The 26538-nt window shown below is 71.0% G+C and carries 23 protein-coding genes; 22 read left to right on the forward strand and 1 reads right to left on the reverse strand.

Annotation, left to right across the window (positions count from 1 at the left end; all coding sequences use genetic code 11):
* The first annotated feature begins 54 nt into the window (after nt 1–54).
* The 7 genes from aroC (at nt 55) to nusB (ending at nt 6262) form a co-directional block, all read left to right on the forward strand.
* Nucleotides 55–1239, forward strand: a complete 1185-nt coding sequence (gene aroC / locus MQP27_RS40390; RefSeq protein ID WP_242774945.1) for a chorismate synthase — start codon at nt 55–57, stop codon at nt 1237–1239.
* Nucleotides 1236–1754, forward strand: a complete 519-nt coding sequence (locus tag MQP27_RS40395; protein WP_242774947.1) for a shikimate kinase — start codon at nt 1236–1238, stop codon at nt 1752–1754. Before aroC ends, MQP27_RS40395 begins: the two co-directional genes overlap by 4 nt.
* On the forward strand, nt 1751–2842 hold the full coding sequence (aroB, locus tag MQP27_RS40400) for a 3-dehydroquinate synthase (RefSeq protein ID WP_242774949.1): 1092 nt from the start codon (nt 1751–1753) through the stop codon (nt 2840–2842). The genes MQP27_RS40395 and aroB overlap by 4 nt, the downstream gene beginning before the upstream one ends.
* 165 nt (nt 2843–3007) lie before the next feature.
* Entirely contained in the window at nt 3008–3922 is a 915-nt protein-coding gene (locus MQP27_RS40405) for a Pro-rich N-terminal domain-containing protein (RefSeq protein ID WP_242774951.1), read from the forward strand.
* A 178-nt stretch (nt 3923–4100) separates the two neighbouring features.
* Nucleotides 4101–5207: an aminopeptidase P family protein gene (locus MQP27_RS40410; RefSeq protein WP_242774953.1), complete on the forward strand. Its 1107-nt coding sequence runs from the start codon at nt 4101–4103 to the stop codon at nt 5205–5207.
* Between the two features lie 51 nt (nt 5208–5258).
* Entirely contained in the window at nt 5259–5825 is a 567-nt protein-coding gene (efp, locus tag MQP27_RS40415) for an elongation factor P (protein WP_242774955.1), read from the forward strand.
* Nucleotides 5826–5827: 2 nt separating this feature from the next.
* Nucleotides 5828–6262 (forward strand): transcription antitermination factor NusB, encoded by a 435-nt coding sequence (gene nusB, locus MQP27_RS40420; RefSeq protein ID WP_242774957.1) that lies wholly within the window; start codon nt 5828–5830, stop codon nt 6260–6262.
* 178 nt (nt 6263–6440) lie between these two features.
* On the opposite strand, the gene bldD is transcribed toward nusB, so the two are convergent.
* On the reverse strand, nt 6441–6944 hold the full coding sequence (gene bldD, locus MQP27_RS40425) for a transcriptional regulator BldD (protein ID WP_242774960.1): 504 nt from the start codon (nt 6942–6944) through the stop codon (nt 6441–6443).
* A 253-nt stretch (nt 6945–7197) separates the two neighbouring features.
* On the opposite strand from bldD, the gene pyrR reads away from it, so the two are divergent.
* The 15 genes from pyrR (at nt 7198) to MQP27_RS40510 (ending at nt 26530) form a co-directional block, all read left to right on the forward strand.
* On the forward strand, nt 7198–7773 hold the full coding sequence (pyrR, locus tag MQP27_RS40430) for a bifunctional pyr operon transcriptional regulator/uracil phosphoribosyltransferase PyrR (protein ID WP_242774962.1): 576 nt from the start codon (nt 7198–7200) through the stop codon (nt 7771–7773).
* A gap of 83 nt (nt 7774–7856) precedes the next feature.
* Nucleotides 7857–8837 (forward strand): aspartate carbamoyltransferase catalytic subunit, encoded by a 981-nt coding sequence (locus MQP27_RS40435; RefSeq protein WP_242774964.1) that lies wholly within the window; start codon nt 7857–7859, stop codon nt 8835–8837.
* A 4-nt stretch (nt 8838–8841) separates the two neighbouring features.
* The gene (locus tag MQP27_RS40440) at nt 8842–10128 is read left to right on the forward strand and encodes a dihydroorotase (RefSeq protein WP_242774966.1); all 1287 of its coding nucleotides are present in this window, start codon (nt 8842–8844) and stop codon (nt 10126–10128) included.
* A complete protein-coding gene (locus tag MQP27_RS40445; RefSeq protein WP_242774969.1) occupies nt 10125–10745 on the forward strand; it encodes a PH-like domain-containing protein in 621 nt (206 codons plus the stop codon). Before MQP27_RS40440 ends, MQP27_RS40445 begins: the two co-directional genes overlap by 4 nt.
* On the forward strand, nt 10742–11884 hold the full coding sequence (gene carA / locus MQP27_RS40450; protein ID WP_242774971.1) for a glutamine-hydrolyzing carbamoyl-phosphate synthase small subunit: 1143 nt from the start codon (nt 10742–10744) through the stop codon (nt 11882–11884). The genes MQP27_RS40445 and carA overlap by 4 nt, the downstream gene beginning before the upstream one ends.
* Nucleotides 11877–15185, forward strand: coding sequence for a carbamoyl-phosphate synthase large subunit (gene carB / locus MQP27_RS40455; protein ID WP_242774974.1), 3309 nt, complete (start codon nt 11877–11879; stop codon nt 15183–15185). Before carA ends, carB begins: the two co-directional genes overlap by 8 nt.
* Nucleotides 15186–15246: 61 nt before the next feature.
* Nucleotides 15247–16356 (forward strand): quinone-dependent dihydroorotate dehydrogenase, encoded by a 1110-nt coding sequence (locus MQP27_RS40460; RefSeq protein ID WP_242775536.1) that lies wholly within the window; start codon nt 15247–15249, stop codon nt 16354–16356.
* Entirely contained in the window at nt 16353–17192 is an 840-nt protein-coding gene (pyrF, locus tag MQP27_RS40465) for an orotidine-5'-phosphate decarboxylase (RefSeq protein ID WP_242774977.1), read from the forward strand. The genes MQP27_RS40460 and pyrF overlap by 4 nt, the downstream gene beginning before the upstream one ends.
* Nucleotides 17193–17566: 374 nt before the next feature.
* The gene (locus MQP27_RS40470) at nt 17567–17890 is read left to right on the forward strand and encodes an integration host factor (RefSeq protein ID WP_003977346.1); all 324 of its coding nucleotides are present in this window, start codon (nt 17567–17569) and stop codon (nt 17888–17890) included.
* Nucleotides 17891–17949: 59 nt separating this feature from the next.
* Nucleotides 17950–18507 (forward strand): guanylate kinase, encoded by a 558-nt coding sequence (gene gmk, locus MQP27_RS40475; protein WP_242774979.1) that lies wholly within the window; start codon nt 17950–17952, stop codon nt 18505–18507.
* 66 nt (nt 18508–18573) lie between these two features.
* Entirely contained in the window at nt 18574–18846 is a 273-nt protein-coding gene (rpoZ, locus tag MQP27_RS40480; protein ID WP_003988945.1) for a DNA-directed RNA polymerase subunit omega, read from the forward strand.
* A 117-nt stretch (nt 18847–18963) separates the two neighbouring features.
* The gene (gene coaBC / locus MQP27_RS40485) at nt 18964–20166 is read left to right on the forward strand and encodes a bifunctional phosphopantothenoylcysteine decarboxylase/phosphopantothenate--cysteine ligase CoaBC (protein ID WP_242774981.1); all 1203 of its coding nucleotides are present in this window, start codon (nt 18964–18966) and stop codon (nt 20164–20166) included.
* Between the two features lie 240 nt (nt 20167–20406).
* Nucleotides 20407–21615 (forward strand): methionine adenosyltransferase, encoded by a 1209-nt coding sequence (gene metK / locus MQP27_RS40490; protein ID WP_242774983.1) that lies wholly within the window; start codon nt 20407–20409, stop codon nt 21613–21615.
* A gap of 146 nt (nt 21616–21761) precedes the next feature.
* Nucleotides 21762–24536, forward strand: coding sequence for a helix-turn-helix transcriptional regulator (locus MQP27_RS51240; protein ID WP_308290082.1), 2775 nt, complete (start codon nt 21762–21764; stop codon nt 24534–24536).
* A gap of 143 nt (nt 24537–24679) precedes the next feature.
* Nucleotides 24680–26530, forward strand: coding sequence for a hypothetical protein (locus tag MQP27_RS40510; RefSeq protein WP_242774985.1), 1851 nt, complete (start codon nt 24680–24682; stop codon nt 26528–26530).
* Nucleotides 26531–26538 lie beyond the last annotated feature (8 nt).

The following is a 26538-nucleotide window of genomic DNA, read 5'->3' on the forward strand; positions in this document are numbered from 1 at the left end:
CGAGGACGTGCGTACGCAAGGGCAGTACCAGGGCGCGAGCACTGAGGAGCAGCGTTGAGCAGGTTGCGTTGGCTGACCGCGGGGGAGTCCCACGGTCCCGCACTCGTGGCGACGCTGGAGGGTCTTCCCGCCGGCGTGCCGATCACCACGGAGATGGTGGCGGACCACCTGGCCCGGCGCCGGCTCGGCTACGGACGCGGCGCGCGCATGAAGTTCGAGCGCGACGAGGTCACCTTCCTCGGCGGCGTCCGGCACGGCCTGACCCTTGGTTCCCCGGTCGCGATCATGGTGGGCAACACCGAGTGGCCCAAGTGGGAGCAGGTCATGGCGGCCGACCCGGTCGACCCGGAGATCCTCGCCGGCCTTGCCCGCAACGCCCCGCTGACCCGTCCGCGCCCTGGCCACGCCGACCTGGCGGGCATGCAGAAGTACGGCTTCGACGAGGCCCGCCCGATCCTGGAGCGCGCGTCCGCCCGGGAGACCGCGGCCCGCGTGGCGCTGGGCGCGGTGGCCCGGTCGTACCTGAAGGAGACGGCCGGCATCGAGATCGTCTCGCACGTCGTCGAGCTGTGCTCGGTGAAGGCCCCGGCCGGTGTGTACCCGACCCCGGCCGACGTCGAGAAGCTGGACGCCGACCCGCTGCGCTGCCTGGACGCGGACGCGTCGAAGGCGATGGTGGCCGAGGTCGACCAGGCCCACAAGGACGGCGACACCCTCGGCGGTGTCGTCGAGGTGCTCGCGTACGACGTCCCGGTGGGCCTCGGCTCGCATGTCCACTGGGACCGCAAGCTGGACGCCCGGCTGGCCGGTGCCCTCATGGGCATCCAGGCGATCAAGGGCGTCGAGATCGGCGACGGCTTCGACCTGGCCCGGGTCCCCGGCTCGAAGGCGCACGACGAGATCGTGGGCACGCCCGAGGGCATCCGGCGCGTCTCCGGGCGCTCCGGCGGCACCGAGGGCGGTCTGACCACGGGTGAACTGCTGCGGGTCCGGGCCGCGATGAAGCCGATCGCGACCGTGCCGCGCGCCCTGCAGACCGTGGACGTGGCCACCGGCGAGGCCGCCCAGGCCCACCACCAGCGCTCCGACGTCTCCGCCGTCCCGGCCGCCGGCATCGTCGCCGAGGCCATGGTCGCGCTGGTCCTCGCGGACGCGGTCGCGGAGAAGTTCGGCGGCGACTCGGTCACCGAGACCCGGCGCAACGTGCGGTCGTACCTCGACAACCTGGCCATCCGGTGAGCGCGGTGCCTGTCGTCGTGCTGGTCGGCCCGATGGGCGTGGGCAAGTCCACCGTCGGGCAGCTGCTGGCCGAGCGCCTCGGCGTCGGCTACCGGGACACCGACGAGGACATCGTCGCGGCCGAGGGCCGCACCATCGCCGAGATCTTCGTGGACGAGGGCGAGCCGGTCTTCCGGGCGATCGAGAAGCGGGCCGTGCAGCGGGCGCTCGCCGAGCACGACGGCGTCCTGTCGCTGGGCGGCGGCTCCATCCTCGACGCGGACACGCGCGCCCTGCTCGCCGGGCACCGCGTCCTCTACCTCTCGATGGACGTCGAGGAGGCGGTCAAGCGCACCGGCCTGAACGCGGCCCGCCCGCTGCTCGCCGTCAACCCGCGCAAGCAGTGGCGCGAGCTGATGGAGGCCCGGCGCTCGCTGTACGAGGAGGTCGCCACGGCCGTCGTCGCGACGGACAGCCGTACGCCCGAAGAGGTCACGCAAGTCGCGCTGGATTCACTGGAGTTGAAAGAAGCATGAGCGAGGCAGTCACCCGGATCCAGGTCGGCGGGACCGCCGGCAGCGACCCGTACGAGGTGCTGGTGGGTCGTCAACTCCTGGGCGAGCTCGGTGGGTTGATCGGGGAGAAGGCCAAGCGGGTGGCCGTGGTCCACCCCGAGGCGCTCGCCGAGACCGGTGACGCGCTGCGCGCCGACCTCGCCGGGCAGGGCTACGACGCCGTCGCCATCCAGGTACCGAACGCGGAGGAGGCCAAGACCGCCGAGGTCGCCGCCTACTGCTGGAAGGCGCTCGGCCAGTCCGGCTTCACCCGCTCCGACGTGATCGTGGGCGTCGGCGGCGGCGCCACCACCGACCTGGCCGGCTTCGTGGCGGCGACCTGGCTGCGCGGTGTGCGCTGGATCGCGATCCCCACCACCGTCCTGGCGATGGTGGACGCGGCCGTCGGCGGCAAGACCGGCATCAACACCGCCGAGGGCAAGAACCTCGTCGGCGCCTTCCACCCGCCGGCCGGCGTGCTGTGCGACCTGGCCGCGCTGGACTCCCTCCCGGTCAACGACTACGTCTCCGGGCTCGCCGAGATCATCAAGGCCGGCTTCATCGCCGACCCCGTGATCCTGGACCTCATCGAGTCCGACCCCGAGGCGGCGCGCACCCCGGCGGGCCCGCACACCGCCGAGCTCATCGAGCGCTCCATCCGGGTCAAGGCCGAGGTCGTCTCGGCGGACCTCAAGGAGTCGGGCCTCAGGGAGATCCTCAACTACGGCCACACCCTCGGCCACGCCATCGAGAAGAACGAGCGCTACAAGTGGCGGCACGGCGCCGCCGTCGCGGTCGGCATGCACTTCGCCGCCGAACTCGGCCGCCTGGCGGGCAGGTTGGACGACGCGACGGCGGACCGCCACCGCACGGTTCTCGAGTCCGTCGGCCTGCCCCTCCACTACCGCTACGACCAGTGGCCCAAGCTGCTGGAGACGATGAAGGTCGACAAGAAGTCCCGCGGCGACCTGCTGCGCTTCATCGTCCTGGACGGCCTGGCCAAGCCGACCGTCCTGGAGGGCCCGGACCCGGCCGTGCTGCTGGCCGCGTACGGCGAAGTGGGCGAGTAAGTCCGCGGGCGCGCCGTCCGCCCGATTTGCCTTACGGACATGGGCACTTAGGGCCGTCCCCGGCCGTTCACCAAATGGCGGCCGGGGAAGGTACCGTTCGGTAGGGAGCGGGGTTCATGCCCCGCTGCCAGCGTCGATTGCCTGTACGAGACGGAGTGGCACCGGATGCAGCACGCAGTGGGTTCTCCGCTGCCGCCGCCCCATCAGCCGGGGCACGGACCGGCCGCCGGCTGGACGCCGGCCGCACACCACCCGGGTCACCCGGGCCCCCACCAGGGCCCGACCCCCGTGCCGCCACCGCCCCCGGGCTCCGTCCCGCCCTCGCACCAGGGTTCGGCCCCGGTGCCTCCGCCGCCCCCCGCCCCCGGGTTTCCCGGAGCCCCCGCGGCCCCGCCCCAGCCCGCCCCCCACCACGCACCGCCCCCACCGGCCCCGGACACCACGGGCCATGTCCCGCTGCCGCCCGGCGCCCCGGTCCCCATGCCCAGCGCCCCGCCCACCACCGCGGCCCCCGACCTGGCCGCCACGACCCTCGCGGTCCTGCTGATCGGCCCCGCGGGCGCCGGCAAGACGAGCGTCGCCAAGTACTGGGCGGACCACCGCCGGGTCCCCACCGCCCACATCAGCCTCGACGACGTACGCGAATGGGTCCGCTCGGGCTTCGCCGACCCCCAGTCGGGCTGGAATGACCACTCCGAGGCCCAGTACCGCCTGGCCCGCCGCACCTGCGGCTTCGCCGCCCGCAACTTCCTGGCCAACGGCATCTCCTGCATCCTCGACGACGCGGTCTTCCCCGACCGCCCGGTGGTGGGCCTGGGCGGCTGGAAGCGCCACGTGGGCCCCGGCCTCCTCCCGGTGGTCCTCCTCCCCGGCCTGGAAATAGTCCTGGAACGCAACGCCCAACGCGCCGGCAACCGCCGCCTCACCGACGAGGAGGTGGCCCGCATCCACGGCCGCATGGCGGGCTGGTACGGCTCGGGCCTCCCGATCATCGACAACAGCCAACTCGACGTTCCCCAGACGGCCCGGGTCCTGGACGACGTACTGGCACGATCGATCGCAAGCCCGCCGAGCTGGTAACCAGGGATGAGTACACGCCGCTAAGGGGCGCGAGGCTGTATCGATTTGCGGCTCCGCCGCGTGGGCGCGACCAGCCCCCACGCACCCGCACACGGCATACAACCGTTCCAGTCCCCCCATCCCCCGAACGGCACCCCTCCAACCGGCACAAAACCCCCACCCCTCCTACGCTCATCTCATGTCCGAGATGTACGCAATCCGCCGAACCCGGCTGAGGGAGCAGTTCAACGCCGCCGGCAACGCGGCAGCGCTCGTCTCCCGCCCCGCCAACGTCCGCTACCTCGCCGGCCCCGCCCCGCACGGCGCCGTCCTCCTCCTCGGCAGGACCGAAGACGTACTGGTCTGCACGGAACCCCCCGAGGACCGCCCCACCGAAGGCCGCCCCGACGACACCCTCCGCATCCAGACCCTCCCCGGCACCTTCGGCGACCCCGCGGTCGCGGCTGCCGACTTCGCCGCAGCCAAGGGCGACGACTCCCTCGCCGTGGAAGAGCAGCACCTGACGGTCACCCGGCACCGGGCCATCCGCTCCGTCGCCCCCCGCCTGCGCGTCGCGGACCTCGGCGGCGCGGTCGAACAGCTCAGGGTGGTGAAGGACGAGGAGGAGATCTCCTCCCTGCGCATCGGCGCCGAGATCGCCGACCAGGCCCTCGGCGAACTCCTGGAGTCCATCCTCGTCGGCCGCACGGAACGCCACCTCGCCCTCGAACTGGAACGCCGCCTGGTCGACCACGGCGCAGACGGCCCCGCCTTCGCCACCTCCGTCGCCACCGGCCCCAACGCCGGCCGCCGGGGCCACCGCCCCACCGACCGCCGCGTCGAGGAGGGCGACTTCCTCTCCGTCTGCCTCGGCGCCACCTATCGCGGCTACCGCTGTGAGATCGGCCGTACGTTCGTCATCGGCACCTCGCCCGCGGACTGGCAGATCGAGCTGTACGACCTGGTCTTCGCCGCCCAGCGCGCCGGCCGGGAGTCCCTGGCACCCGGCGCGGCCTACCGGGACGTGGACCGCGCGGCACGGCAGGTGCTGGACTCCGCGGGACACGGCGCGGGCCTTCCCGCCCTGACCGGACACGGTGTAGGGCTCGAAATCGACGAGGACCCGCAGCTGGCCCCTGCGGCCATGGGTAAACTGGACGCTTGCGTGCCGGTCACCGTCGAACCGGGGGTCCACCTCCCGGGCCGGGGCGGCGTCCGGATCGATGACACGCTCGTCGTCCGCCCCGAGGCGGACGGCGGACCCGAGCTACTCACCATCACGACCAAGGAGCTGCTCGCCCTCTAGGCAGAGGCGTGCGCCGGGGTCGTCCACGTCAGTCCAGGAGATTCCGCAACCGTGGCTTCCACGAACGACCTCAAGAACGGCCTGGTGCTCAAGCTCGAAGGCGGCCAGCTCTGGTCCGTCGTCGAGTTCCAGCACGTCAAGCCCGGCAAGGGCCCCGCCTTCGTGCGCACCAAGCTCAAGAACGTGCTCTCCGGCAAGGTCGTCGACAAGACGTTCAACGCCGGCGTCAAGGTCGAGACGGCCACTGTCGACAAGCGCGACATGCAGTTCTCGTACATGGACGGCGAGTACTTCGTCTTCATGGACATGGAGACGTACGACCAGCTGATGGTCGACCGCAAGACGGTCGCCGACGCCGCCAACTTCCTGATCGAGGGCTTCACCGCCACCGTCGCGCAGCACGAGGGCGAGGTGCTCTTCGTCGAGCTGCCGGCCGCCGTCGAGCTGACCGTCCAGGAGACCGAGCCGGGCGTCCAGGGCGACCGCTCCACCGGCGGCACCAAGCCCGCCACCCTGGAGACCGGCCACCAGATCCAGGTCCCGCTCTTCATCACCACCGGTGAGAAGATCAAGGTCGACACCCGCACCAGCGACTACCTCGGCCGGGTGAACAGCTAACCGTGGCTGCCCGCAACACGGCCCGCAAGCGCGCCTTCCAGATCCTCTTCGAGGGCGACCAGCGCGGCGCGGACGTCCTGACGGTCCTCGCGGACTGGATCCGGCTGTCCCGGGACGACACCCGGCAGCCGCCGGTGAGCGAGTACACGATGCAGCTGGTCGAGGGCTACGCCAAGCAGGCGAAGCGGATCGACGAGCTGATCGCGCAGTACTCGGTGGGCTGGACGCTGGACCGGATGCCGGTCGTGGACCGCAACATCCTGCGCCTGGGCGCCTACGAACTGATCTGGGTCGACGAGGTCCCGGACGCCGTCGTCCTCGACGAGATGGTGCAGCTCGCCAAGGAGTTCTCCACGGACGAGTCGCCCGCCTTCGTCAACGGCCTGCTCGGCCGGCTCAAGGAACTCAAGCCGACGCTCCGCCGGGACGAGGCGTAGGACGGTCCAGGCACAAGAGGTACGGCATTGCCAGGGGGCCCGCAGCGAGACTGCTGCGGGCCCCCTGGCGTTGCGGTGCCCGCGAGGTGTCCGAAGGCCGCAGAAAGCCGCCGGGGTGGCCGGAACGGTGAAGTTCCGGCCACCCCGGCGGCACGTTTCTGCTGAAGTGCTGTGCGGCTCAGCTGTCCTCGTGGGAGGCGACCGCGCGGCGCGCGTCCGCGTCCAGCACGCCCCAGCTGATCAGCTGCTCGGTGAGGACCGAGGGGGACTGGTCGTAGATGACGGCGAGTGTGCGCAGGTCGTCCTGGCGGATCGACAGCACCTTGCCGTTGTAGTCACCGCGCTGGGACTGGATCGTCGCCGCGTAGCGCTGCAGGGGACCCGCCTTCTCGGCCGGCACGGTGGCCAGCCGCTCCAGGTCCAGGACCAGCTTCGGCGGCGGCTCGGCCGCGCCGCCCGGGGTGGTGCCCGGCAGGAGCTCCTGCACCGGGACCCCATAGAAATCCGCCAGCTCGGCAAGGCGCTGCACGGTCACGGCACGGTCGCCGCGCTCGTACGAACCGACCACGACCGCCTTCCAGCGTCCCTGGCTCTTCTCCTCGACACCGTGGAGGGAAAGGCCCTGCTGGGTGCGGATGGCCCGGAGCTTGGCCCCGAGCTGTTTGGCGTATTCGCTGGACATATAGCTCCCCGGACACTGTGTCGACGCGGCTGCAGAGGATCCGAGCCGCGCGTCTGGTAACTCACTGTGAGGTTACGCAGCGTGACTCTCGTGCGTCAAGCCGAATGGTCCACACCGACTCTTCCGTGGCAGCCGTGGCCGATTACGCCAAGGGGGTGATCAGGGGTGTCGGCCCGGCCTGCTAACGTTGATGGCGCAAATCCGACGTCCTTTAAGGTCCGTCCCGTGAGGCGGAGAAGGGGGTCCGTTTCGTATGGACAAGCAGGACACGTCCGGGATTCCGGCGTCCGATGCCCGGCCCGTGCTCGAAGGCCCGGACATCGCGCGGGTGTTGACCCGCATTGCCCACGAGATCGTCGAGCGCGCCAAGGGCGCCGACGACGTGGTGCTCCTCGGCATTCCGACCCGAGGCGTCTTCCTCGCCCAGCGGCTCGCCGCGAAGCTGGAGGAGATCACCGGCCGCAAGATTCCCTGCGGCTCCCTCGACATCACCATGTACCGCGACGACCTGCGCATGCACCCGCCGCGTGCGCTGGCCCGCACCGAGATCCCCGGTGACGGCATCGACGGCCGCCTCGTCGTGCTCGTCGACGACGTGCTCTTCTCCGGCCGCACCATCCGCGCCGCCCTGGACGCCCTGAACGACATCGGGCGCCCGCGCGCGGTCCAGCTCGCCGTCCTCGTCGACAGAGGCCACCGCGAACTGCCCATCCGCGCCGACTACGTCGGCAAGAACCTCCCCACGTCGCTGCGGGAGACGGTCAAGGTCCTGCTCGCCGAGGAGGACGGTCGCGACACCGTGCTGCTCGGCGCGAAGCCGACCCAGTAGCAGGCCGAAGGGCACACCGGCCATCGGTATGCCCTGGCTTGCCCGGAATCTCCCCGACTGAACTGCCTTACGGAGCCTGACAGATGCAGCGTCATCTCATCTCGGCCGCCGACCTCACCCGCGACGACGCCGTCCTGATCCTCGACACCGCCGAGGAGATGGCCCGGGTCGCCGACCGGCCGATCAAGAAACTGCCGACCCTGCGCGGACGTACCGTCGTCAACCTCTTCTTCGAGGACTCCACGCGCACGCGTATCTCCTTCGAGGCCGCGGAGAAGCGCCTCTCCGCGGACGTCATCAACTTCACCGCCAAGGGATCGAGCGTCTCCAAGGGCGAGTCCCTGAAGGACACCGCGCAGACCCTGGAGGCCATGGGCGTCGACGCCGTGGTCATCCGGCACGGCGCCTCCGGAGCGCCGTACCGGCTCGCGAACTCCGGCTGGATCGACGCCGCCGTCATCAACGCCGGTGACGGCACCCACCAGCACCCGACGCAGGCCCTGCTCGACGCCTTCACCATGCGCCGCCGACTGGTCGGCCGGGACGCCGGGATCGGGCAGGACCTGGCCGGCAGGCGCATCACGATCGTCGGCGACGTCCTGCACAGCCGGGTCGCCCGCTCCAACGTCGACCTGCTGCACACCCTCGGCGCCGAGGTCACCCTGGTCGCGCCGCCCACCCTGGTGCCGGTCGGCGTCGAGACCTGGCCGTGCGAGGTGTCGTACGACCTTGATTCCGTACTGCCCAAGTCCGATGCCGTGATGATGCTGCGCGTCCAGCGCGAGCGCATGAACGCCGCGTTCTTCCCGACCGAGCGCGAGTACTCGCGGCGCTACGGCCTCGACGGCGACCGCATGGCGCGGATGCCCGAGCACGCCATCGTGATGCACCCCGGCCCGATGGTCCGCGGCATGGAGATCACCGCCGAGGTCGCCGACTCCGAGCGCTGCACCGTCGTCGAGCAGGTCGCAAACGGAGTGTCCATCCGGATGGCCGTCCTGTACCTGCTCCTCGGGGGCAACGAACCCGCCGTCACCCACGCCCGCACCATCGAGGAGAAGTAAGACCATGAGCAAGATCCTGATCCGTGGTGCGAAGGTGCTCGGCGGCGAGCCGCAGGACGTGCTGATCGACGGGGAGGTCGTCGAGGCCGTCGGTACCGGGCTGTCCGCCGAGGGCGCCGAGGTCGTCGAGGCGGCGGGCAAGGTGCTGCTGCCGGGGCTCGTCGACCTGCACACCCATCTGCGCGAGCCCGGCCGCGAGGACTCCGAGACCGTCCTGACCGGTACGCGCGCGGCGGCGAGCGGCGGCTACACGGCCGTGTTCGCCATGGCCAACACCTTCCCGGTCGCCGACACCGCCGGCGTGGTCGAGCAGGTCTACCGGCTCGGGCAGGAGCACGGCTACTGCGACGTGCAGCCCATCGGCGCCGTCACCGTCGGCCTGGAGGGCAAGAAGCTCGCCGAGCTGGGCGCGATGCACGAGTCGGCCGCGGGCGTCACCGTGTTCTCCGACGACGGCAAGTGCGTCGACGACGCCGTGATCATGCGGCGGGCGCTGGAGTACGTGAAGGCCTTCGGCGGGGTCGTCGCCCAGCACGCGCAGGAGCCGCGGCTGACCGAGGGCGCCCAGATGAACGAGGGGATCGTCTCCGCCGAGCTGGGGCTCGGGGGCTGGCCCGCGGTGGCCGAAGAATCGATCATCGCCCGGGATGTCCTGCTCGCCGAGCACGTGGGCTCCCGGGTCCACATCTGCCACCTGTCGACCGCGGGCTCGGTGGAGATCGTGCGCTGGGCCAAGTCCCGCGGCATCGACGTCACCGCCGAGGTCACCCCGCACCACCTGCTCCTCACCGACGAGCTGGTCCGGACGTACAACCCGGTCTACAAGGTCAACCCGCCGCTGCGCACCGAGCGGGACGTGTTCGCCCTGCGCGAGGCGCTGGCCGACGGCACGATCGACATCGTCGCCACCGACCACGCCCCGCACCCGCACGAGGACAAGGACTGCGAGTGGGCCGCGGCCGCCATGGGGATGGTGGGCCTGGAGACCGCGTTGTCAGTGGTGCAGGAGACCATGGTGGACACCGGGCTCCTCACCTGGGCCGGGGTCGCCGAGCGCATGTCCTTCAAGCCCGCCGAGATCGGGCGGGCGAAGGGCCACGGGCGTCCCGTCTCGGCTGGTGAGCCCGCCAACCTCACGCTCGTCGACACGGCATACCGTGGGTCAGTGGACCCCGCGGGCTTCGCCTCGCGCAGCCGGAACACCCCGTACGAGGGGCGTGAGCTGCCGGGCCGTGTGACGCACACCTGGCTCCGGGGCAAGGCCACGCTCGTCGACGGGAAGCTCACGTGACACCTGTAATCCTGCTCGCGGCCGAGAAGAAGTCGGCCGAGGTCACCGACTGGGCCGCACGCGTCGGCTGGCTGGTCGGCCTCGCCCTCTTCGTCGCGCTCGTCTACTGGCTGATGCGCGAGGGCTGGAAGTGGCGCGGCACGCTCCAGGGCGACCTTCCGGAGCTGCCTACCCGCCCGTCTCCCACCACCGCCCTCAACGGAGGCGGCGAGCCGCCGCTGCCCGGAATGCCGGAAGACCCGGGCCCGGTGAAACTGAGCATGACCGGCCGCTACCACGGCTCCACCACCGCCGGTCAGTGGCTGGACCGCATCGTGGCGCGCGGTCTCGGCACCCGCAGCCGGGTCGAGCTCACGCTGACGGACGCGGGACTGGACGTCGTACGGCCCGGAGCGACGGACTTCTTCGTCCCGCGCGAGGCGCTGCGCGAGGCCCTGCTGGGCAAGGGCATCGCCGGCAAGGTCCTCACCGAGGGCGGACTGCTGGTGGTGACCTGGGCGCACGGCGACAGGCTGATCGACTCGGGCTTCCGCTCGGACCACGCGGCCGAGCACGCGGAGTGGGTCGACGCCATCAACTCCATGATCAACAAGACGGAAACGGAAGGCGCACGATGACTACCTCCACAAGGGGAGCCTCAAGGACTCCCGCGGTGCTCGTCCTGGAGGACGGCCGGATCTTCCGCGGCCGTGCCTACGGGGCCGTGGGGGTGACCTTCGGCGAGGCGGTCTTCTCGACCGGCATGACCGGCTACCAGGAGACCCTGACCGACCCGTCGTACCACCGCCAGGTCGTGGTGATGACCGCCCCGCACGTCGGCAACACCGGCGTGAACGACGAGGACCCGGAGTCCAAGCGGATCTGGGTCGCCGGTTACGTCGTGCGCGACCCCGCGCGCGTGCCGTCCAACTGGCGCTCCCGGCGCTCCCTCGACGAGGAGCTGCGCAAGCAGGGCGTCGTCGGGATCTCCGGCATCGACACGCGCGCGTTGACGCGCCATCTGCGCGAGCGCGGCGCCATGCGCGTCGGCATCTTCTCCGGCAACGCGCTGCCCGACGAGGGCACCATGCTCGCCGAGGTGCGCCAGGCCCCCGAGATGAAGGGCGCCGACCTCTCCGCGGAGGTCGCCACCAAGGAGGCTTACGTCGTCCCCGCGATCGGCGAGAAGAAGTTCACCGTCGCCGCCGTCGACCTCGGCATCAAGGGCATGACCCCGCACCGGATGGCCGAGCGCGGCATCGAGGTGCACGTACTGCCCGCCACGGCCACCGTCGAGGACGTGTACGCCGTCAACCCCGACGGCGTCTTCTTCTCCAACGGTCCCGGCGACCCGGCCACCGCCGACCACGCCGTCTCCGTCATGCAGGGCGTGCTGGAGCGCAAGACCCCGCTCTTCGGCATCTGCTTCGGCAACCAGATCCTGGGCCGCGCGCTGGGCTTCGGCACCTACAAGCTCAAGTACGGCCACCGCGGCATCAACCAGCCCGTGCAGGACCGTACGACCGGCAAGGTCGAGGTCACCGCGCACAACCACGGCTTCGCCGTCGACGCGCCGCTCGACAAGGTCTCCGACACGCCCTACGGGCGCGCCGAGGTCTCGCACGTCTGCCTGAACGACAACGTGGTGGAGGGGCTTCAGCTCCTCGACCAGCCGGCCTTCAGCGTCCAGTACCACCCCGAAGCGGCTGCGGGCCCGCACGACGCCGCCTACCTGTTCGACCGCTTCGTAGCTCTGATGGAGGGCCAGCGTGCCTAAGCGCACCGATATCCAGTCCGTCCTGGTCATCGGCTCCGGCCCGATCGTCATCGGCCAGGCCGCCGAGTTCGACTACTCCGGCACCCAGGCGTGCCGCGTGCTCAAGGCCGAGGGCCTGCGCGTGATCCTCGTCAACTCCAACCCGGCGACGATCATGACCGACCCGGAGATCGCCGACGCGACCTACGTCGAGCCGATCACCCCGGAGTTCGTCGAGAAGATCATCGCCAAGGAGCGCCCCGACGCCCTGCTGCCGACTCTGGGCGGCCAGACAGCCCTCAACACCGCCATCTCGCTGCACGAGGCGGGGACGCTGGAGAAGTACGGCGTCGAGCTGATCGGCGCCAACGTCGAGGCCATCAACAAGGGCGAGGACCGCGACCTCTTCAAGGATGTCGTCGAGGAGGTCCGCAAGAAGATCGGGCACGGCGAGTCCGCCCGCTCGGTCATCTGCCACTCCATGGAGGACGTCCTCGCCGGTGTCGAGACGCTCGGCGGCTACCCCGTCGTCGTCCGCCCCTCCTTCACCATGGGCGGCGCCGGCTCCGGCTTCGCGCACGACGAGGAGGAACTGCGCCGCATCGCGGGCCAGGGCCTCACGCTCTCCCCGACCACCGAGGTGCTCCTGGAGGAGTCCATCCTCGGCTGGAAGGAGTACGAGCTGGAGCTGATGCGCGACAAGCACGACAACGTCGTGGTCGTCTGCTCCATCGAGAACTTCGACCCCATGGGCGTGCACACCGGCGACTCGATCACCGTCGCGCCCGCGATGACGCTCACCGACCGCGAGTACCAGGTGCTGCGCGACGTCGGCATCGCGATCATCCGCGAGGTCGGCGTGGACACCGGTGGCTGCAACATCCAGTTCGCGGTGAACCCCGAGGACGGTCGCGTGATCGTCATCGAGATGAACCCGCGCGTGTCGCGGTCCTCGGCCCTCGCCTCCAAGGCGACCGGCTTCCCGATCGCCAAGATCGCCGCCAAGCTCGCCGTCGGCTACACCCTCGACGAGATCCCGAACGACATCACGCAGGAGACGCCGGCCTCCTTCGAGCCGACGCTCGACTACGTGGTCGTGAAGGCCCCGCGCTTCGCCTTCGAGAAGTTCCCGCAGGCCGACTCCACGCTGACCACGACCATGAAGTCGGTCGGCGAGGCCATGGCCATCGGCCGCAACTTCACCGAGGCCTTCCAGAAGGCGCTTCGCTCGCTGGAGAAGAAGGGCAGCCAGTTCACCTTCGTGGGCGAGCCGGGCGACAAGGCGCGGCTCCTCGAAGAGTCGGTCCGGCCGACCGACGGCCGCATCAACACCGTCATGCAGGCGATCCGCGCGGGAGCCACGCCGGAGGAGGTCTTCGAGTACACGAAGATCGACCCCTGGTTCGTCGACCAGCTCTTCCTCATCAAGGAGATCGCGGACGAGCTCGCCGAGGCGCCCGAGCTGACGCCCGACCTGCTCGCCGAGGCCAAGCGGCACGGCTTCTCCGACCAGCAGATCGGCGAGATCCGCGGCCTGCGCGAGGACGTCGTCCGCGAGGTGCGGCACGCGCTGGGCGTCCGGCCGGTCTACAAGACGGTCGACACCTGCGCCGCCGAGTTCGCCGCGAAGACGCCGTACTTCTACTCCTCCTACGACGAGGAGACCGAGGTCGCGCCGCGCGAGAAGCCGGCCGTCATCATCCTCGGCTCCGGCCCCAACCGCATCGGCCAGGGCATCGAGTTCGACTACTCGTGCGTGCACGCCTCCTTCGCGCTGTCCGACGCCGGGTACGAGACCGTGATGGTCAACTGCAACCCGGAGACCGTCTCCACGGACTACGACACCTCCGACCGCCTGTACTTCGAGCCGCTGACGCTGGAAGACGTGCTGGAGATCGTCCACGCCGAGCAGCAGGCCGGTCCCGTGGCGGGTGTCGTCGTCCAGCTCGGCGGCCAGACCCCGCTGGGTCTGTCCCAGGCGCTCAAGGACAACGGCGTGCCGATCGTGGGCACTTCGCCGGAGGCCATCCACGCCGCCGAGGACCGCGGCGCCTTCGGCCGCGTGCTCGCCGAGGCGGGCCTGCCGGCGCCTAAGCACGGCACCGCGACCACCTTCGCCGAGGCCAAGGCCATCGCCGACGAGATCGGCTACCCGGTCCTCGTACGGCCGTCGTACGTCCTCGGCGGACGCGGTATGGAGATCGTGTACGACGAGACGCGCCTGGCGTCCTACATCGCCGAGTCGACCGAGATCAGCCCCTCCCGGCCGGTCCTCGTCGACCGGTTCCTGGACGACGCCATCGAGATCGACGTCGACGCGCTCTACGACGGCGAGGAGCTCTACCTCGGCGGCGTGATGGAGCACATCGAGGAGGCCGGCATCCACTCCGGCGACTCGGCGTGCGCCCTGCCCCCGATCACCCTGGGCGGCTTCGACATCAAGCGGCTGCGGGCCTCCACGGAAGCGATCGCTCGCGGTGTCGGGGTGCGCGGGCTGATCAACATCCAGTTCGCGATGGCCGGCGACATCCTCTACGTCCTGGAGGCCAACCCGCGCGCGTCCCGCACGGTCCCCTTCACCTCGAAGGCGACCGCGGTGCCGCTCGCGAAGGCCGCCGCCCGGATCTCGCTGGGCGCGACCATCGCCGAACTGCGCGCCGAGGGCGTGCTCCCGGCGAACGGCGACGGCGGCGAGCTGCCGTTCGACGCGCCGATCTCCGTCAAGGAGGCCGTCATGCCGTGGTCGCGCTTCCGCGACATCCACGGCCGTGGCGTCGACACGGTCCTCGGCCCGGAGATGCGCTCCACGGGCGAGGTCATGGGCATCGACTCCGTCTTCGGCACGGCGTACGCCAAGTCGCAGGCGGGCGCCTACGGTCCGCTGCCGACCAAGGGCCGCGCGTTCATCTCGGTCGCCAACCGCGACAAGCGCTCGATGATCTTCCCGGCGCGCGAGCTGGTCGCCCACGGCTTCGAGCTGCTCGCCACCTCCGGCACGGCCGAGGTCCTCAAGCGCAACGGCATCAACGCCACCATCGTGCGCAAGCAGTCCGAGGGCACCGGTCCGGGCGGCGAGAAGACCATCGTCCAGCTGATCCACGACGGCGAGGTCGACCTGATCGTCAACACCCCGTACGGCACCGGCGGCCGCCTCGACGGCTACGAGATCCGTACGGCGGCCGTGGCGCGGTCGGTCCCGTGCCTGACGACGGTCCAGGCGCTCGCCGCCGCCGTCCAGGGCATCGACGCCCTCAATCACGGTGACGTGGGCGTCCGTTCGCTCCAGGAACACGCGGAACATCTGACCGCCGCCCGCGACTAGCAGCCCCGAGGGGGACACCGGAAACGGTGTCCCCCTCTGCATGAGGCTTCATGAGGACACCATGTACAAGATCTTCTTCAACCTCGTCTTCAAGCGGATGGACCCCGAGCGGGCTCACCACCTCGCCTTCCGCTGGATCCGGCTCGCCGCCCGCGTCCCCGTGCTGCGCACCTTCGTCGCCGCCGCGCTCGCGCCCCGCCACAAGGAACTGCGCACCGAGGCCTTCGGGCTGCGCATGCACGGCCCCTTCGGGCTCGCCGCGGGCTTCGACAAGAACGCGGTCGCCGTCGACGGCATGTCGATGCTCGGCTTCGACCACGTCGAGATCGGCACGGTCACGGGGGAGGCCCAGCCGGGGAACCCCAGGAAGCGGCTGTTCCGGCTCGTGAAGGACCGTGCGCTCATCAACCGCATGGGCTTCAACAACGAGGGCTCGCTGGCCGTGGCGGCCCGTCTGGCGACCCGTGAGCCGGTCTTCAGGACGGTCGTGGGCGTCAACATCGGCAAGACCAAGGCCGTACCGGAGGCCGAGGCGGTCGGCGACTACGTGAAGTCGACCGAGCGGCTCGCCCCGTACGCCGACTACCTGGTCGTGAACGTGTCGTCGCCCAACACGCCCGGGCTGCGCAATCTGCAGGCCACGGAGGCGCTGCGACCGCTGCTGAGCGCCGTCCGGGAGGCTGCCGACCGGATCGTCGCGAACCGGCACGTCCCGCTCCTGGTGAAGATCGCGCCGGACCTCGCCGACGAGGACGTCGACGCCGTCGCCGACCTGGCCGTCGAGCTCGGCCTGGACGGGATCATCGCCACGAACACCACCATCGCCCGCGACGGCATCGGTTTGAAATCCGAACCCTCTCTGGTGAAGGAGACGGGCGGCCTGTCCGGCGCCCCGCTGAAGGCGCGCTCCCTTGAGGTGCTGCGCCGCCTCTACGCGCGCGTGGGCGACCGCATCACCCTGGTGGGCGTCGGCGGCATCGAGAACGCCGAGGACGCCTGGCAGCGCATCCTCGCCGGCGCCACCCTCGTACAGGGCTACAGCGCGTTCGTCTACGAGGGGCCCTTCTGGGCCCGCGCGATCCACAAGGGGCTCGCCGCGCGCCTGCGCACCAGCCCGTACGCCACCCTCGCCGACGCGGTCGGCGCCGACGTGAGGAAGACGACCGTATGACCGAGCCCTTCGGCGCACGCCTGCGCCGCTCCATGGACGAGCGCGGCCCGCTGTGCGTGGGCATCGACCCGCACGCCTCCCTGCTCACCGAGTGGGGCCTGAACGACGACGTGGCCGGCCTGGAGCGGTTCAGCCGTACCGTCGTCGAGGCGATGGCCGACCGGGTCGCCGTCCTCAAGCCGCAGAGCGCCTTCTTCGAGCGCTTCGGCTCGCGCGGCATCGCGGTCCTGGAGAAGACGGTCCAGGAGGCGCGGGCGGCCGGTGCGCTGGTCGTCATGGACGCCAAGCGCGGCGACATCGGCTCCACCATGGCCGGGTACGCGGAGGCCTTCCTGCACAAGGACGCGCCGCTGTTCTCGGACGCGCTGACCGTCTCTCCCTACCTCGGCTACGGCTCGCTGAGCCCGGCGGTCGCGCTGGCCCGGGAGAGCGGCACGGGCCTGTTCGTGCTCGCCCTGACCTCCAACCCGGAGGGCGGCGAGGTGCAGCACGCGGTGCGGACGGACGGCCGGAACGTGGGAGCGACGATCCTGGGCCACCTGGCCGCCGAGAACGAGGGCGAGACTCCCCTGGGCTCCTTCGGGGCCGTCGTCGGCGCCACGCTGGGCGATCTGTCCTCCTACGAGCTGGACATCAACGGTCCGCTCCTGGCCCCCGGCGTCGGCGCCCAGGGCGCCACACCGGCCGACCTTCCCCGGGTCTTCGGGGCCGCCGCGCGCAATGTCGTCCCGAACGTCAGCCGCGGGGTGCTGCGGCAGGGGCCGGACGTCGGCGCGCTGCGGGCCGCGGCGGAGCGCTTCGCGGTGGAGATTGGGGACGCCCTGGCGGCCGTATGACTCTTCGGTGGCGGCCGTAGAAGATCCGTAACAGTCGAAGAATTTCCGTAGAGGATTTCCGCGACGACCGTATGAGGCTTTCTCGACGGTCGTCGCGGGCGTTCGAGCTGGTCGACGGAGTCCTCCGATGAGTGCTTCGAAGCCCACTTGAGTCTGAATACATCCTCAAATCCGGGGCATTATGTCCTAAATGTCCGGCCTGACGGAGGCTGACCAGGACTTTTCCGCTGTTCTCGCTGACTCTGGCGGAGTTGGCCGCTAGTCTCCGAGCAGAGTGAACGGGCAAGCGTGTTGCTCGTGGCTCCCCAGGTGTGGGGCGACTAGGTTCCTCACCGGTCCGTATCCGACAGTTCGACATCCGAGGTGACGTAGGCGTGGCTCTTCCGCCCCTTACCCCTGAACAGCGCGCAGCCGCGCTCGAAAAGGCCGCCGCGGCTCGCCGGGAGCGGGCCGAGGTCAAGAATCGACTCAAGCACTCCGGCGCCTCCCTGCACGAGGTCATCAAGCAGGGCCAGGAGAACGACGTCATCGGCAAGATGAAGGTCTCCGCGCTGCTCGAGTCCCTGCCGGGCGTGGGCAAGGTCCGCGCCAAGCAGATCATGGAGCGACTCGGCATCTCCGAGAGCCGCCGTGTTCGCGGCCTCGGCTCCAACCAGATCGCTTCCCTGGAGCGTGAGTTCGGCAGCACCGGTTCCTGAGTCCGGATCCACCGGACCGGGAGTCCCGGGCAGCCCGGGATTGCTGGAATAATCGCTGCATGAGTGAACGTCCGCGGCTGACCGTGCTCTCCGGCCCCTCCGGGGTCGGCAAGAGCACGGTCGTCGCCCATATGCGCAAGGAACACCCCGAGGTCTGGCTGTCGGTGTCGGCGACGACCCGCAGGCCCCGCCCCGGCGAGAAGCACGGAGTCCACTACTTCTTCGTCAGCGACGAGGAGATGGACAAGCTGATCGCCAACGGCGAGCTGCTGGAGTGGGCCGAGTTCGCCGGCAACCGGTACGGCACGCCGCGTGCGGCCGTGCTGGACCGCCTGGAGGCGGGCGAGCCGGTGCTCCTGGAGATCGACCTCCAGGGTGCCCGGCAGGTCCGCGAGTCCATGGCGGACGCCCAGCTGGTGTTCCTGGCTCCGCCCTCCTGGGAGGAGCTGGTGCGCAGGCTCACCGGGCGGGGGACCGAGCCGCCCGAGGTGATCGAGCGCCGCCTGGACGCGGCGCGGATCGAGCTGGCGGCGGAGCCGGAGTTCGACGTGACCTTGGTCAACACCTCCGTCGAGGATGTGGCGCGCGAGCTGCTAGCCTTGATGGATGTCCTGTGATCACAAGTGCTGATCGCTAGTGCCGTGATCGCGACCGATCTTTTCCCATCCATCGGAAGGTAGAGCGTGTCCTCTTCCATCTCCGCGCCCGAGGGCATCATCAACCCGCCGATCGACGAGCTCCTCGAGGCCACCGACTCGAAGTACAGCCTCGTGATCTACGCGGCCAAGCGTGCCCGCCAGATCAACGCGTACTACTCGCAGCTCGGCGAGGGCCTCCTCGAGTACGTCGGTCCGCTTGTCGACACCCACGTCCACGAGAAGCCGCTCTCGATCGCCCTGCGCGAGATCAACGCGGGTCTGCTGACGTCCGAGGCCGTTGAGGGCCCCGCGCAGTAGCACTCCGCCGCAGTAGTACTTTCGTATTGCAGTTGGCTTTTCCACAGGCCCGACAGCGCGACTGTCGGGCCTGTGGTGTGTCATGGGAGTCGTACGTTTCGACGAAGGGGAGACCTGGTGGACAAGCCGAAGGTCGTGCTGGGGGTCAGCGGTGGCATCGCCGCCTACAAGGCCTGTGAGCTGCTGAGAAGGTTCTCCGAGTCGGGCCATGACGTACGCGTGGTCCCCACCGCCTCCGCACTGCACTTCGTCGGCGCCGCCACCTGGTCCGCCCTCTCCGGCAACCCCGTCTCCACGGAGGTCTGGGACGACGTCCACGAGGTCCCGCACGTCCGCATCGGGCAGCACGCCGACCTGGTCGTCGTCGCCCCGGCCACCGCCGACGTCCTCGCCAAGGCCGCCCACGGCCTGGCCGACGACCTGCTCACCAACACGCTCCTGACCGCCCGCTGCCCGGTCGTCTTCGCACCCGCGATGCACACGGAGATGTGGGAACACCCGGCGACGCAGGAGAACGTGGCGACGCTGCGGCGGCGCGGCGCCGTCGTCATCGAGCCCGCCGTCGGCCGCCTCACCGGCGTCGACACCGGCAAGGGCCGCCTGCCCGACCCCACGGAGATCTACGCGGTCTGCCGTCGCGTGCTGTCCCGGGGCGTCACCGAACCCGACCTCGAGGGCCGGCACGTCGTCGTCAGCGCCGGCGGCACCCGCGAGCCCCTCGACCCGGTGCGCTTCCTCGGCAACCGCTCCTCCGGCAAGCAGGGTTACGCCCTCGCCCGCACCGCCGCCGCGCGCGGCGCCCGGGTCACGCTGATCGCCGCCAACACCGGGCTGCCGGACCCGGCGGGCGTGGACGTCGTCCAGGTCGGCACGGCCGTACAACTGCGTGAGGCGGTGCTGAAGGCGGCGCCCGAGGCGGACGCGATCGTCATGGCGGCCGCGGTCGCGGACTTCCGGCCCGCCGAGTACGCGACCGGGAAGATCAAGAAGAAGGACGACAAGGACCCCGACCCGATCGTCCTCGTACGGAATCCGGACATCCTTGCGGAGATCTCCGCGGACCGCGCCCGCCCCGGACAGGTGATCGTCGGCTTCGCCGCGGAGACCGACGACGTGCTCGCCAACGGACGCGCCAAGCTGACGCGCAAGGGATGCGATCTGCTGGTGGTGAACGAGGTGGGGGAGCGCAAGACCTTCGGCTCCGAGGAGAACGAGGCGGTGGTGCTCGGCGCCGACGGCAGCGAGACCCCGGTGTCGCACGGACCCAAGGAACACCTGGCCGAAACCGTCTGGGACCTGGTGGCGCGGCGTCTCGGCTGAATGTTTCATTCGATTCTCGGTCCCCTCAAACCTCTGCCACAGAGGTGTGGCGACTCTGGTCAAGGCAGCCAGGGATTGGGCAGAATGCCCGTGCCGCAGGTCACGGCCCTCCCGAGAGGCGAGACAGGGGGGCGGGTGGCCGAGCGCGACCGATAAACTGTTCTCGGACGATGCCGGGCGCAGCCCCCGAGCCCGTCCGCCAATGATCAGCCAGCAGCCGCTGCAACCCCAGGGAGCGTTGTGTCCCGTCGCCTGTTCACCTCGGAGTCCGTGACCGAGGGTCACCCCGACAAGATCGCTGACCAGATCAGCGACACCATTCTCGACGCGCTTCTGCGCGAGGACCCGACCTCCCGGGTCGCCGTCGAGACGCTCATCACCACCGGCCTGGTGCACGTCGCCGGTGAGGTCACCACCAAGACCTACGCGGACATCGCGACCCTCGTCCGCAACAAGATCCTCGAGATCGGCTACGACTCCTCGAAGAAGGGCTTCGACGGCGCCTCCTGCGGTGTCTCGGTGTCCATCGGCGCGCAGTCCCCGGACATCGCGCAGGGTGTCGACACGGCGTACGAGAACCGCGTCGAGGGCGACGAGGACGAGCTGGACCGCCAGGGCGCCGGCGACCAGGGTCTGATGTTCGGCTACGCGACCGACGAGACGCCCACCCTGATGCCGCTGCCGATCTTCCTGGCGCACCGCCTGTCCAAGCGGCTGTCCGAGGTCCGCAAGAACGGCACCATCCCCTACCTGCGCCCCGACGGCAAGACGCAGGTCACCATCGAGTACGACGGCGACAAGGCCGTGCGCCTCGACACCGTGGTCGTCTCCTCGCAGCACGCCAGCGACATCGACCTGGAGTCGCTGCTCGCCCCCGACATCCGCGAGTTCGTCGTGGAGCCGGAGCTGAAGGCGCTCCTGGACGAGGGCATCAAGCTCGACACGGAGAACTACCGCCTTCTGGTCAACCCGACCGGCCGCTTCGAGATCGGCGGCCCGATGGGCGACGCCGGCCTCACCGGCCGCAAGATCATCATCGACACGTACGGCGGCATGGCCCGCCACGGCGGCGGCGCCTTCTCCGGCAAGGACCCGTCCAAGGTCGACCGCTCCGCCGCGTACGCGATGCGCTGGGTCGCGAAGAACGTCGTCGCCGCGGGCCTCGCCTCCCGCTGCGAGGTCCAGGTCGCGTACGCGATCGGCAAGGCCGAGCCCGTCGGTCTCTTCGTCGAGACCTTCGGCACGGCCAAGGTCGACGCCGAGAAGATCGAGAAGGCCATCGACGAGGTCTTCGACCTCCGCCCGGCCGCGATCATCCGCGACCTCGACCTGCTCCGCCCGATCTACGCCCAGACGGCGGCCTACGGCCACTTCGGCCGTGAGCTCCCGGAGTTCACCTGGGAGAAGACGGACCGTGTGGACGCGCTGCGGAAGGCCGCGGGTTTGTAAGCCCTGAGGATTGCAGCGAGGCCCGGTTCCCTTCGGGGGCCGGGCCTCGGGCTTGTCCGGAGACCGGCACCCCGCCATCGTGGGTTGTGTCGCCGCCGGGGAGTCGGCCACCGGCCGGGCGGGGACGCCTTCGGGGGTGGGGCGGGGTGTCGCAGTACGAACGGCAAGTGCCCTTCTTCGGCAGGGGCGACGAACTCGCACAGCTCGACGCGCGGCTGCGCCGGGCCCTTGCCGGCGAGCCGCAACTCGTCGTGGTGGACGGCCCCGCCGGCATCGGCAAGACCTCGCTCGTCAGGCGCTTCCTGTACGAGAGCTGCCGGAGTCACTGCGTGCTGCGCGGCAGCGGCGAGGAACTCGAGACCGGGCTCTCGTACGGCGCCGTCGTGCAACTGCTGGCCGGCGTGCCGGACCCGCTGGACGAACCGCTTGCCGGGCTGGTCCGGGGCGGGGCCGCCGACAGCCGGCTGCCCGATCCGATCACCGTCGGCTCGGCACTGGTCGATCTCTTCGGCTCGCTCCAGGACCGCGCCCCGCTCGTCGTGGTGCTCGACGACGTCCACTGGGCCGACACGCCCTCCCTGCAAGCCGTCACCTTCGCGCTGCGGCGCCTGCGGGTGGACCGGGTGCTGACCCTGCTCACGGCACGCGACGTGACCGACCCCCGCCTGCCGGAGGGACTGCGCCGCCTCCTCGGGGACGACGGCACCCTGAAGGTGACCCTGACCGGGCTCGCCGTCGACGACGTCGTACGGCTGAATGAGGCGTTCGGTCCCGCGGAACTGCCGCACTGGGCGGCCGCGCGGCTGTGCCGGCACACCGGCGGCAACCCGCTGCACACGAAGGCCCTGCTCCGGCAGTTCCCGGTCGACGTGTTCGTCTCGGACCGGGCGACACTGCCGGCACCGCGGGGGTACGAGCGGCTGATCGCCGCCCGGCTGGAGGCATGCACCATGCCGGCGCGGCGGCTCGTCGACGCCGCGAGCGTGCTCGGGATGTCCAGCCCGCTGCACCTGGCGGCCGAGCTCGGCGCCGTGCACGAGCCCCTCGGCGCGCTCGCGGAGGCGATGGCCTGCGAACTGCTGGAGGAGGGGCCGGCCGGTGACATGCCGCAGGCGGTCTTTCCGCACCCCCTCTCCCGCGCGGCCGTCTACCAGGGCCTGGAGCCCGCCTTGCGGACCCATCTGCATCTGCGGGCGGCCAGCCTCGCCGACGACCTCGCGCTGCGCCTCCAGCACCGGGCCCGGGCCGCCCTCGGGCCGGACCCGGAGCTGGCCGCGGAACTGGGGCGCCTGGCCGGGCTCCAGGCGGACGCGGCGGCCTGGTCGGCAGCCGCGGCATCCGCCCAGGCCGCGGGGAGGCTCTCGCCGGACCCGGAGCGGCGCGCACGGTGGCTGCGCCAGGCGGTCGAGTACCTGCTGCTCGCCGGTGACGTGAGCCAGGCCGCCCGGCTGGAGCACCGGGTGCGGGAACTGCCACCGGGAGCCGAACAGCACTACGTCCTCGGCCACTTGGCGCTCGTCGCCGGCCGCCACGACGAGGCCCGCCGCGAACTCACCGCCTGCTGGAACAGCCGGGACACCGGCACGTCGACCGAGACGATGCGTTCCGCGGCCGAGCAACTGGCCTGGCTGTCCCTCATCGAGAGCGACGGCTGCGCCACCGTCGACTGGGCGTACCGGGGCCTGGCCCTCCCGCGGGCCCGCCGCTCGACCTTCCTGCGGGACTCGCTGGCCCTGGGCCTGGCCTTCGCCGGCCGGCCCAAGGAGGCACGGGCGGCCGTGGCGCACCTGCCGGCGGGCGGTGCGCACAGCCGTCCGGAGGAACGCGACGGACTGTTCGCCCGCGGAGTCATCAACCTGATGAGCGGCGCCCTCGACACCGCCTGCGGTGACCTGAAGGACGCCTACGTCTCGCACCGCCACGGCGGGCTCGCCTCCACCGCGCTCGCGGCACTCGCCTTCCTCGCCGACGCCGAGTTCCGCGCCGGACGGTGGGACGACGCCGTGGCCCACAGCACCCAGGCCGTGTCCCTGGCCGAGGACACCCGGATGTCGAGCCTCGCCCTCGCGCACGCTTTCGCGGCCTGCCCGCTCGCCGGGCGGGGCCTCTTCCAGGCGGCCGAGGCACACGCGAGCGCCGCCGTCGAGCACGCCCGGGCCTACGCGGACGTCAACGACGCCGTGATCGCGGCCGCCGCCCTCGCCCAGGTGCGCGCCGCCCAGGGCGACCACGAGGCGGTCGTCACCGCCCTGCACCCCTTCCTCGACCCCGCGATCGAGCCCCGTGACGCCCTCGACGAGGTCGGCCTCGTGACCTGGCACGCCCCGCTCGTGGAGGCTCTGACCCGGACCGGGCGTACCGACGAGGCCGACCGGGTGCTGCGCGGCTACGAGAGCCGCGCCGCCGAGCGCGACCGCTGGCTCGACCTGGCCGCCGCCGCCCGTTGCCGAGGCCTGCTGGACGGCGTCCGCGGCGACACCGACACCGCCGAACAGGCTTTCCGAGCCGGACTCGAACACTGCGCGCGGGGCGAACCCTGCTGGGAGAAGGCGCTGTTGCAGCTGTCGTACGGCACCTTCCTGCGCCGTACCGGCAAGCGCGGTGCGGCCGTGGACCAACTGGAGGACGCCTGGGCCGTGTTCCGGCGGCTGGAGGCGGCGCCCTACCTCGACCAGTGCCTGACCGAACTGGCCGCCTGCGGGCGCCGGACCAGCCGCCCGGCGGACGCGGCACGCCCCGTGCTCACCGCGCAGGAACTGACCGTGGCACGACTGGCCGTCCAGGGACTGACCAACCGCCAGATAGCCCGGGAACTCGTCCTCAGCGTGAAGACCATCGAGTACCACCTGGGCAACACCTACGCCAAGCTCGGCATCACCTCGCGCATGGGCCTCGTCTCGAAGGTGGGCCCGAGTCCCTGAACCGGGCGCCCCGGGGGACAACCCGGGGATTTCCCCGGGGCGCGACGGCCGCCCCCGGGCCTAGCTTCGCGGCCAAGACAGTCCGTTCCCGGCGGTCCGCACCGGGCCGCCGGGACATCCGTGCCAGGAGAAGGGGGAAAACCGTGTCTCTGGACGATCTCATCACCCCGGTCGGTGCCGACGACATGGCGAAGTTCACCGGCAAGGGCGGAAAGGCCGCCGGAATCAACTACGACGTACCGCTGCCCGGTGCCTACGACTGGCGCCGGATCGTCCCGCTCGCGTTTCCCGGCGCCGTCTTCACCGACTTCGCGCGCCGCAGCGGTACCTCACTGCTCCAGCTCGGCGTGGTCAAGGGCGACGACGGCCGGCTGACCGGCATCGACCGCGACAAGCTCGTACAGCTCTACCGGCGGACCATGCCGGTGACGGCCAAACCCTCCCTCCGGCTGGTCGCCGAGGTCGGCGGCGACGTCAATCCGCTGCTCGGCGGCGCCGTAGCCGCGCGGGGGCTCGACACACCCCAGGGCACCGAGAGCGTGCGAGACAAGCTGATCGCGCGTCGGCAGCTGAACGCCGAGCCCGAGGACGTGCCCCTGCAGCGGACCCGGATCGACTCCTACCTGGAGAAGCTGGCCGACCGTGAGGCCGCCGTCACGGTCCCGGCGAACCAGGCGACCGCGACGATCACGGTGCCGGCCCCGGGCCTGGGGGACAGCGTGGTACCGGTGACCGTCGACCCGGTGGCCTCCGTCGCGCCCCGGCTGGCGCTCGTCGAGACCTGGGAACTCCGGTCGTTCCTGGGCGACTACGGACTCGGCCGCACCCTGCAGACCTTCTCACTGCTGCCCGGCGAACGGCAGACCATCACCGTGGAGACGTGGCGCAGTGCGGCGGCCACCCGTGAGGACGCCACCTCGGTCTTCGAGTCCGCCGACTCGGCGGCCCAGACCCGCTTCACCTCGTCGCTGCTCAACGAGTCCGGAGCGGCCCAGCAGGACCAGGGCGGCTGGGCGCTGTCCGTGTCGTCCTCCAGCAAGGGCGGCGCGCACTTCCTCGGCCTGGTCGACCTGGAGACCCGCCTCGACACGTCGTTCGCCGCCAACCACCAGGAGGCCAGCCAGCGGTGGGCGAGCTCGGTCAGCCAGACCGCCCGCGACCACGCCGCGCAGGTCAACAACAGCCGCAGGCAGAGCGCCGAGTCCACGAGCCAGGTCAGCACCGCGTCCGGGGCCACCAGCACCATCGTGCGCGAGATCAGCAACACCAATCTGCGGCGCGTGCTGAACTTCGTCTTCCGCGAGCTCAACCAGACGTACGAGACGCACATCGTGCTGCGCGACATCAAGGTGGCGTTCTTCAACGGGCGGCTCGGCTCCGCCGAGATCGTCGCGCTGCCCGACCTGGGCAGGCTGCTGGAGCGCCATGTCGTCGAAGGCGAGCGCGCCGAGGTGGCGGCCAAGATCCTCTCGCTGTGCGCCGAGCGGATCGACGCCGACGGCGACCTCGTCACGACGCTCCAGGTGGGCCGCAACCCGCGCGGGGTGAAGTACGACTGGAAGACCGCCCCGCTGGGCGACGACGGCCGTGTGGTGCCCCAGCACGCCGATCCGTTCGAGGGCGGCGCCCGCTGGCGGTTCAGGCCCGTCAAGGTCGTCGACGGACGGGAGCAGGAGCTGGACGGCGTGGTGATGGACCGCACCGACGTCGTGCTGCGGACCGACAACCTCGTCGTCGAGGCCCTGCTCGGGCAGGCCGACGCGCTCGACCCGTACGCGGCCGCGCTCCAGGCGCTGGACCTGGTGAACCGGCAGTCCGAGACCGCCGCTCGGGACGGCGAGACGCGGCGCACCACGGACGCCCTGGGGCTCGTGCTGGCGCAGAAGGAGGACCAGCGCATCGACGCCTGGCAGAAGCTCTTCCCGGACGAGCCGGACATCGAGGTGGTCCCCGTGGCGGCCGTCAGCCACAACGGCGACGAGTCCCACGGCTAGGGGCCGGG

Source organism: Streptomyces cylindrosporus, assembly GCF_022698165.1.
In the GTDB taxonomy this organism is placed as follows: Bacteria; Actinomycetota; Actinomycetes; order Streptomycetales; family Streptomycetaceae; genus Streptomyces; species Streptomyces cylindrosporus.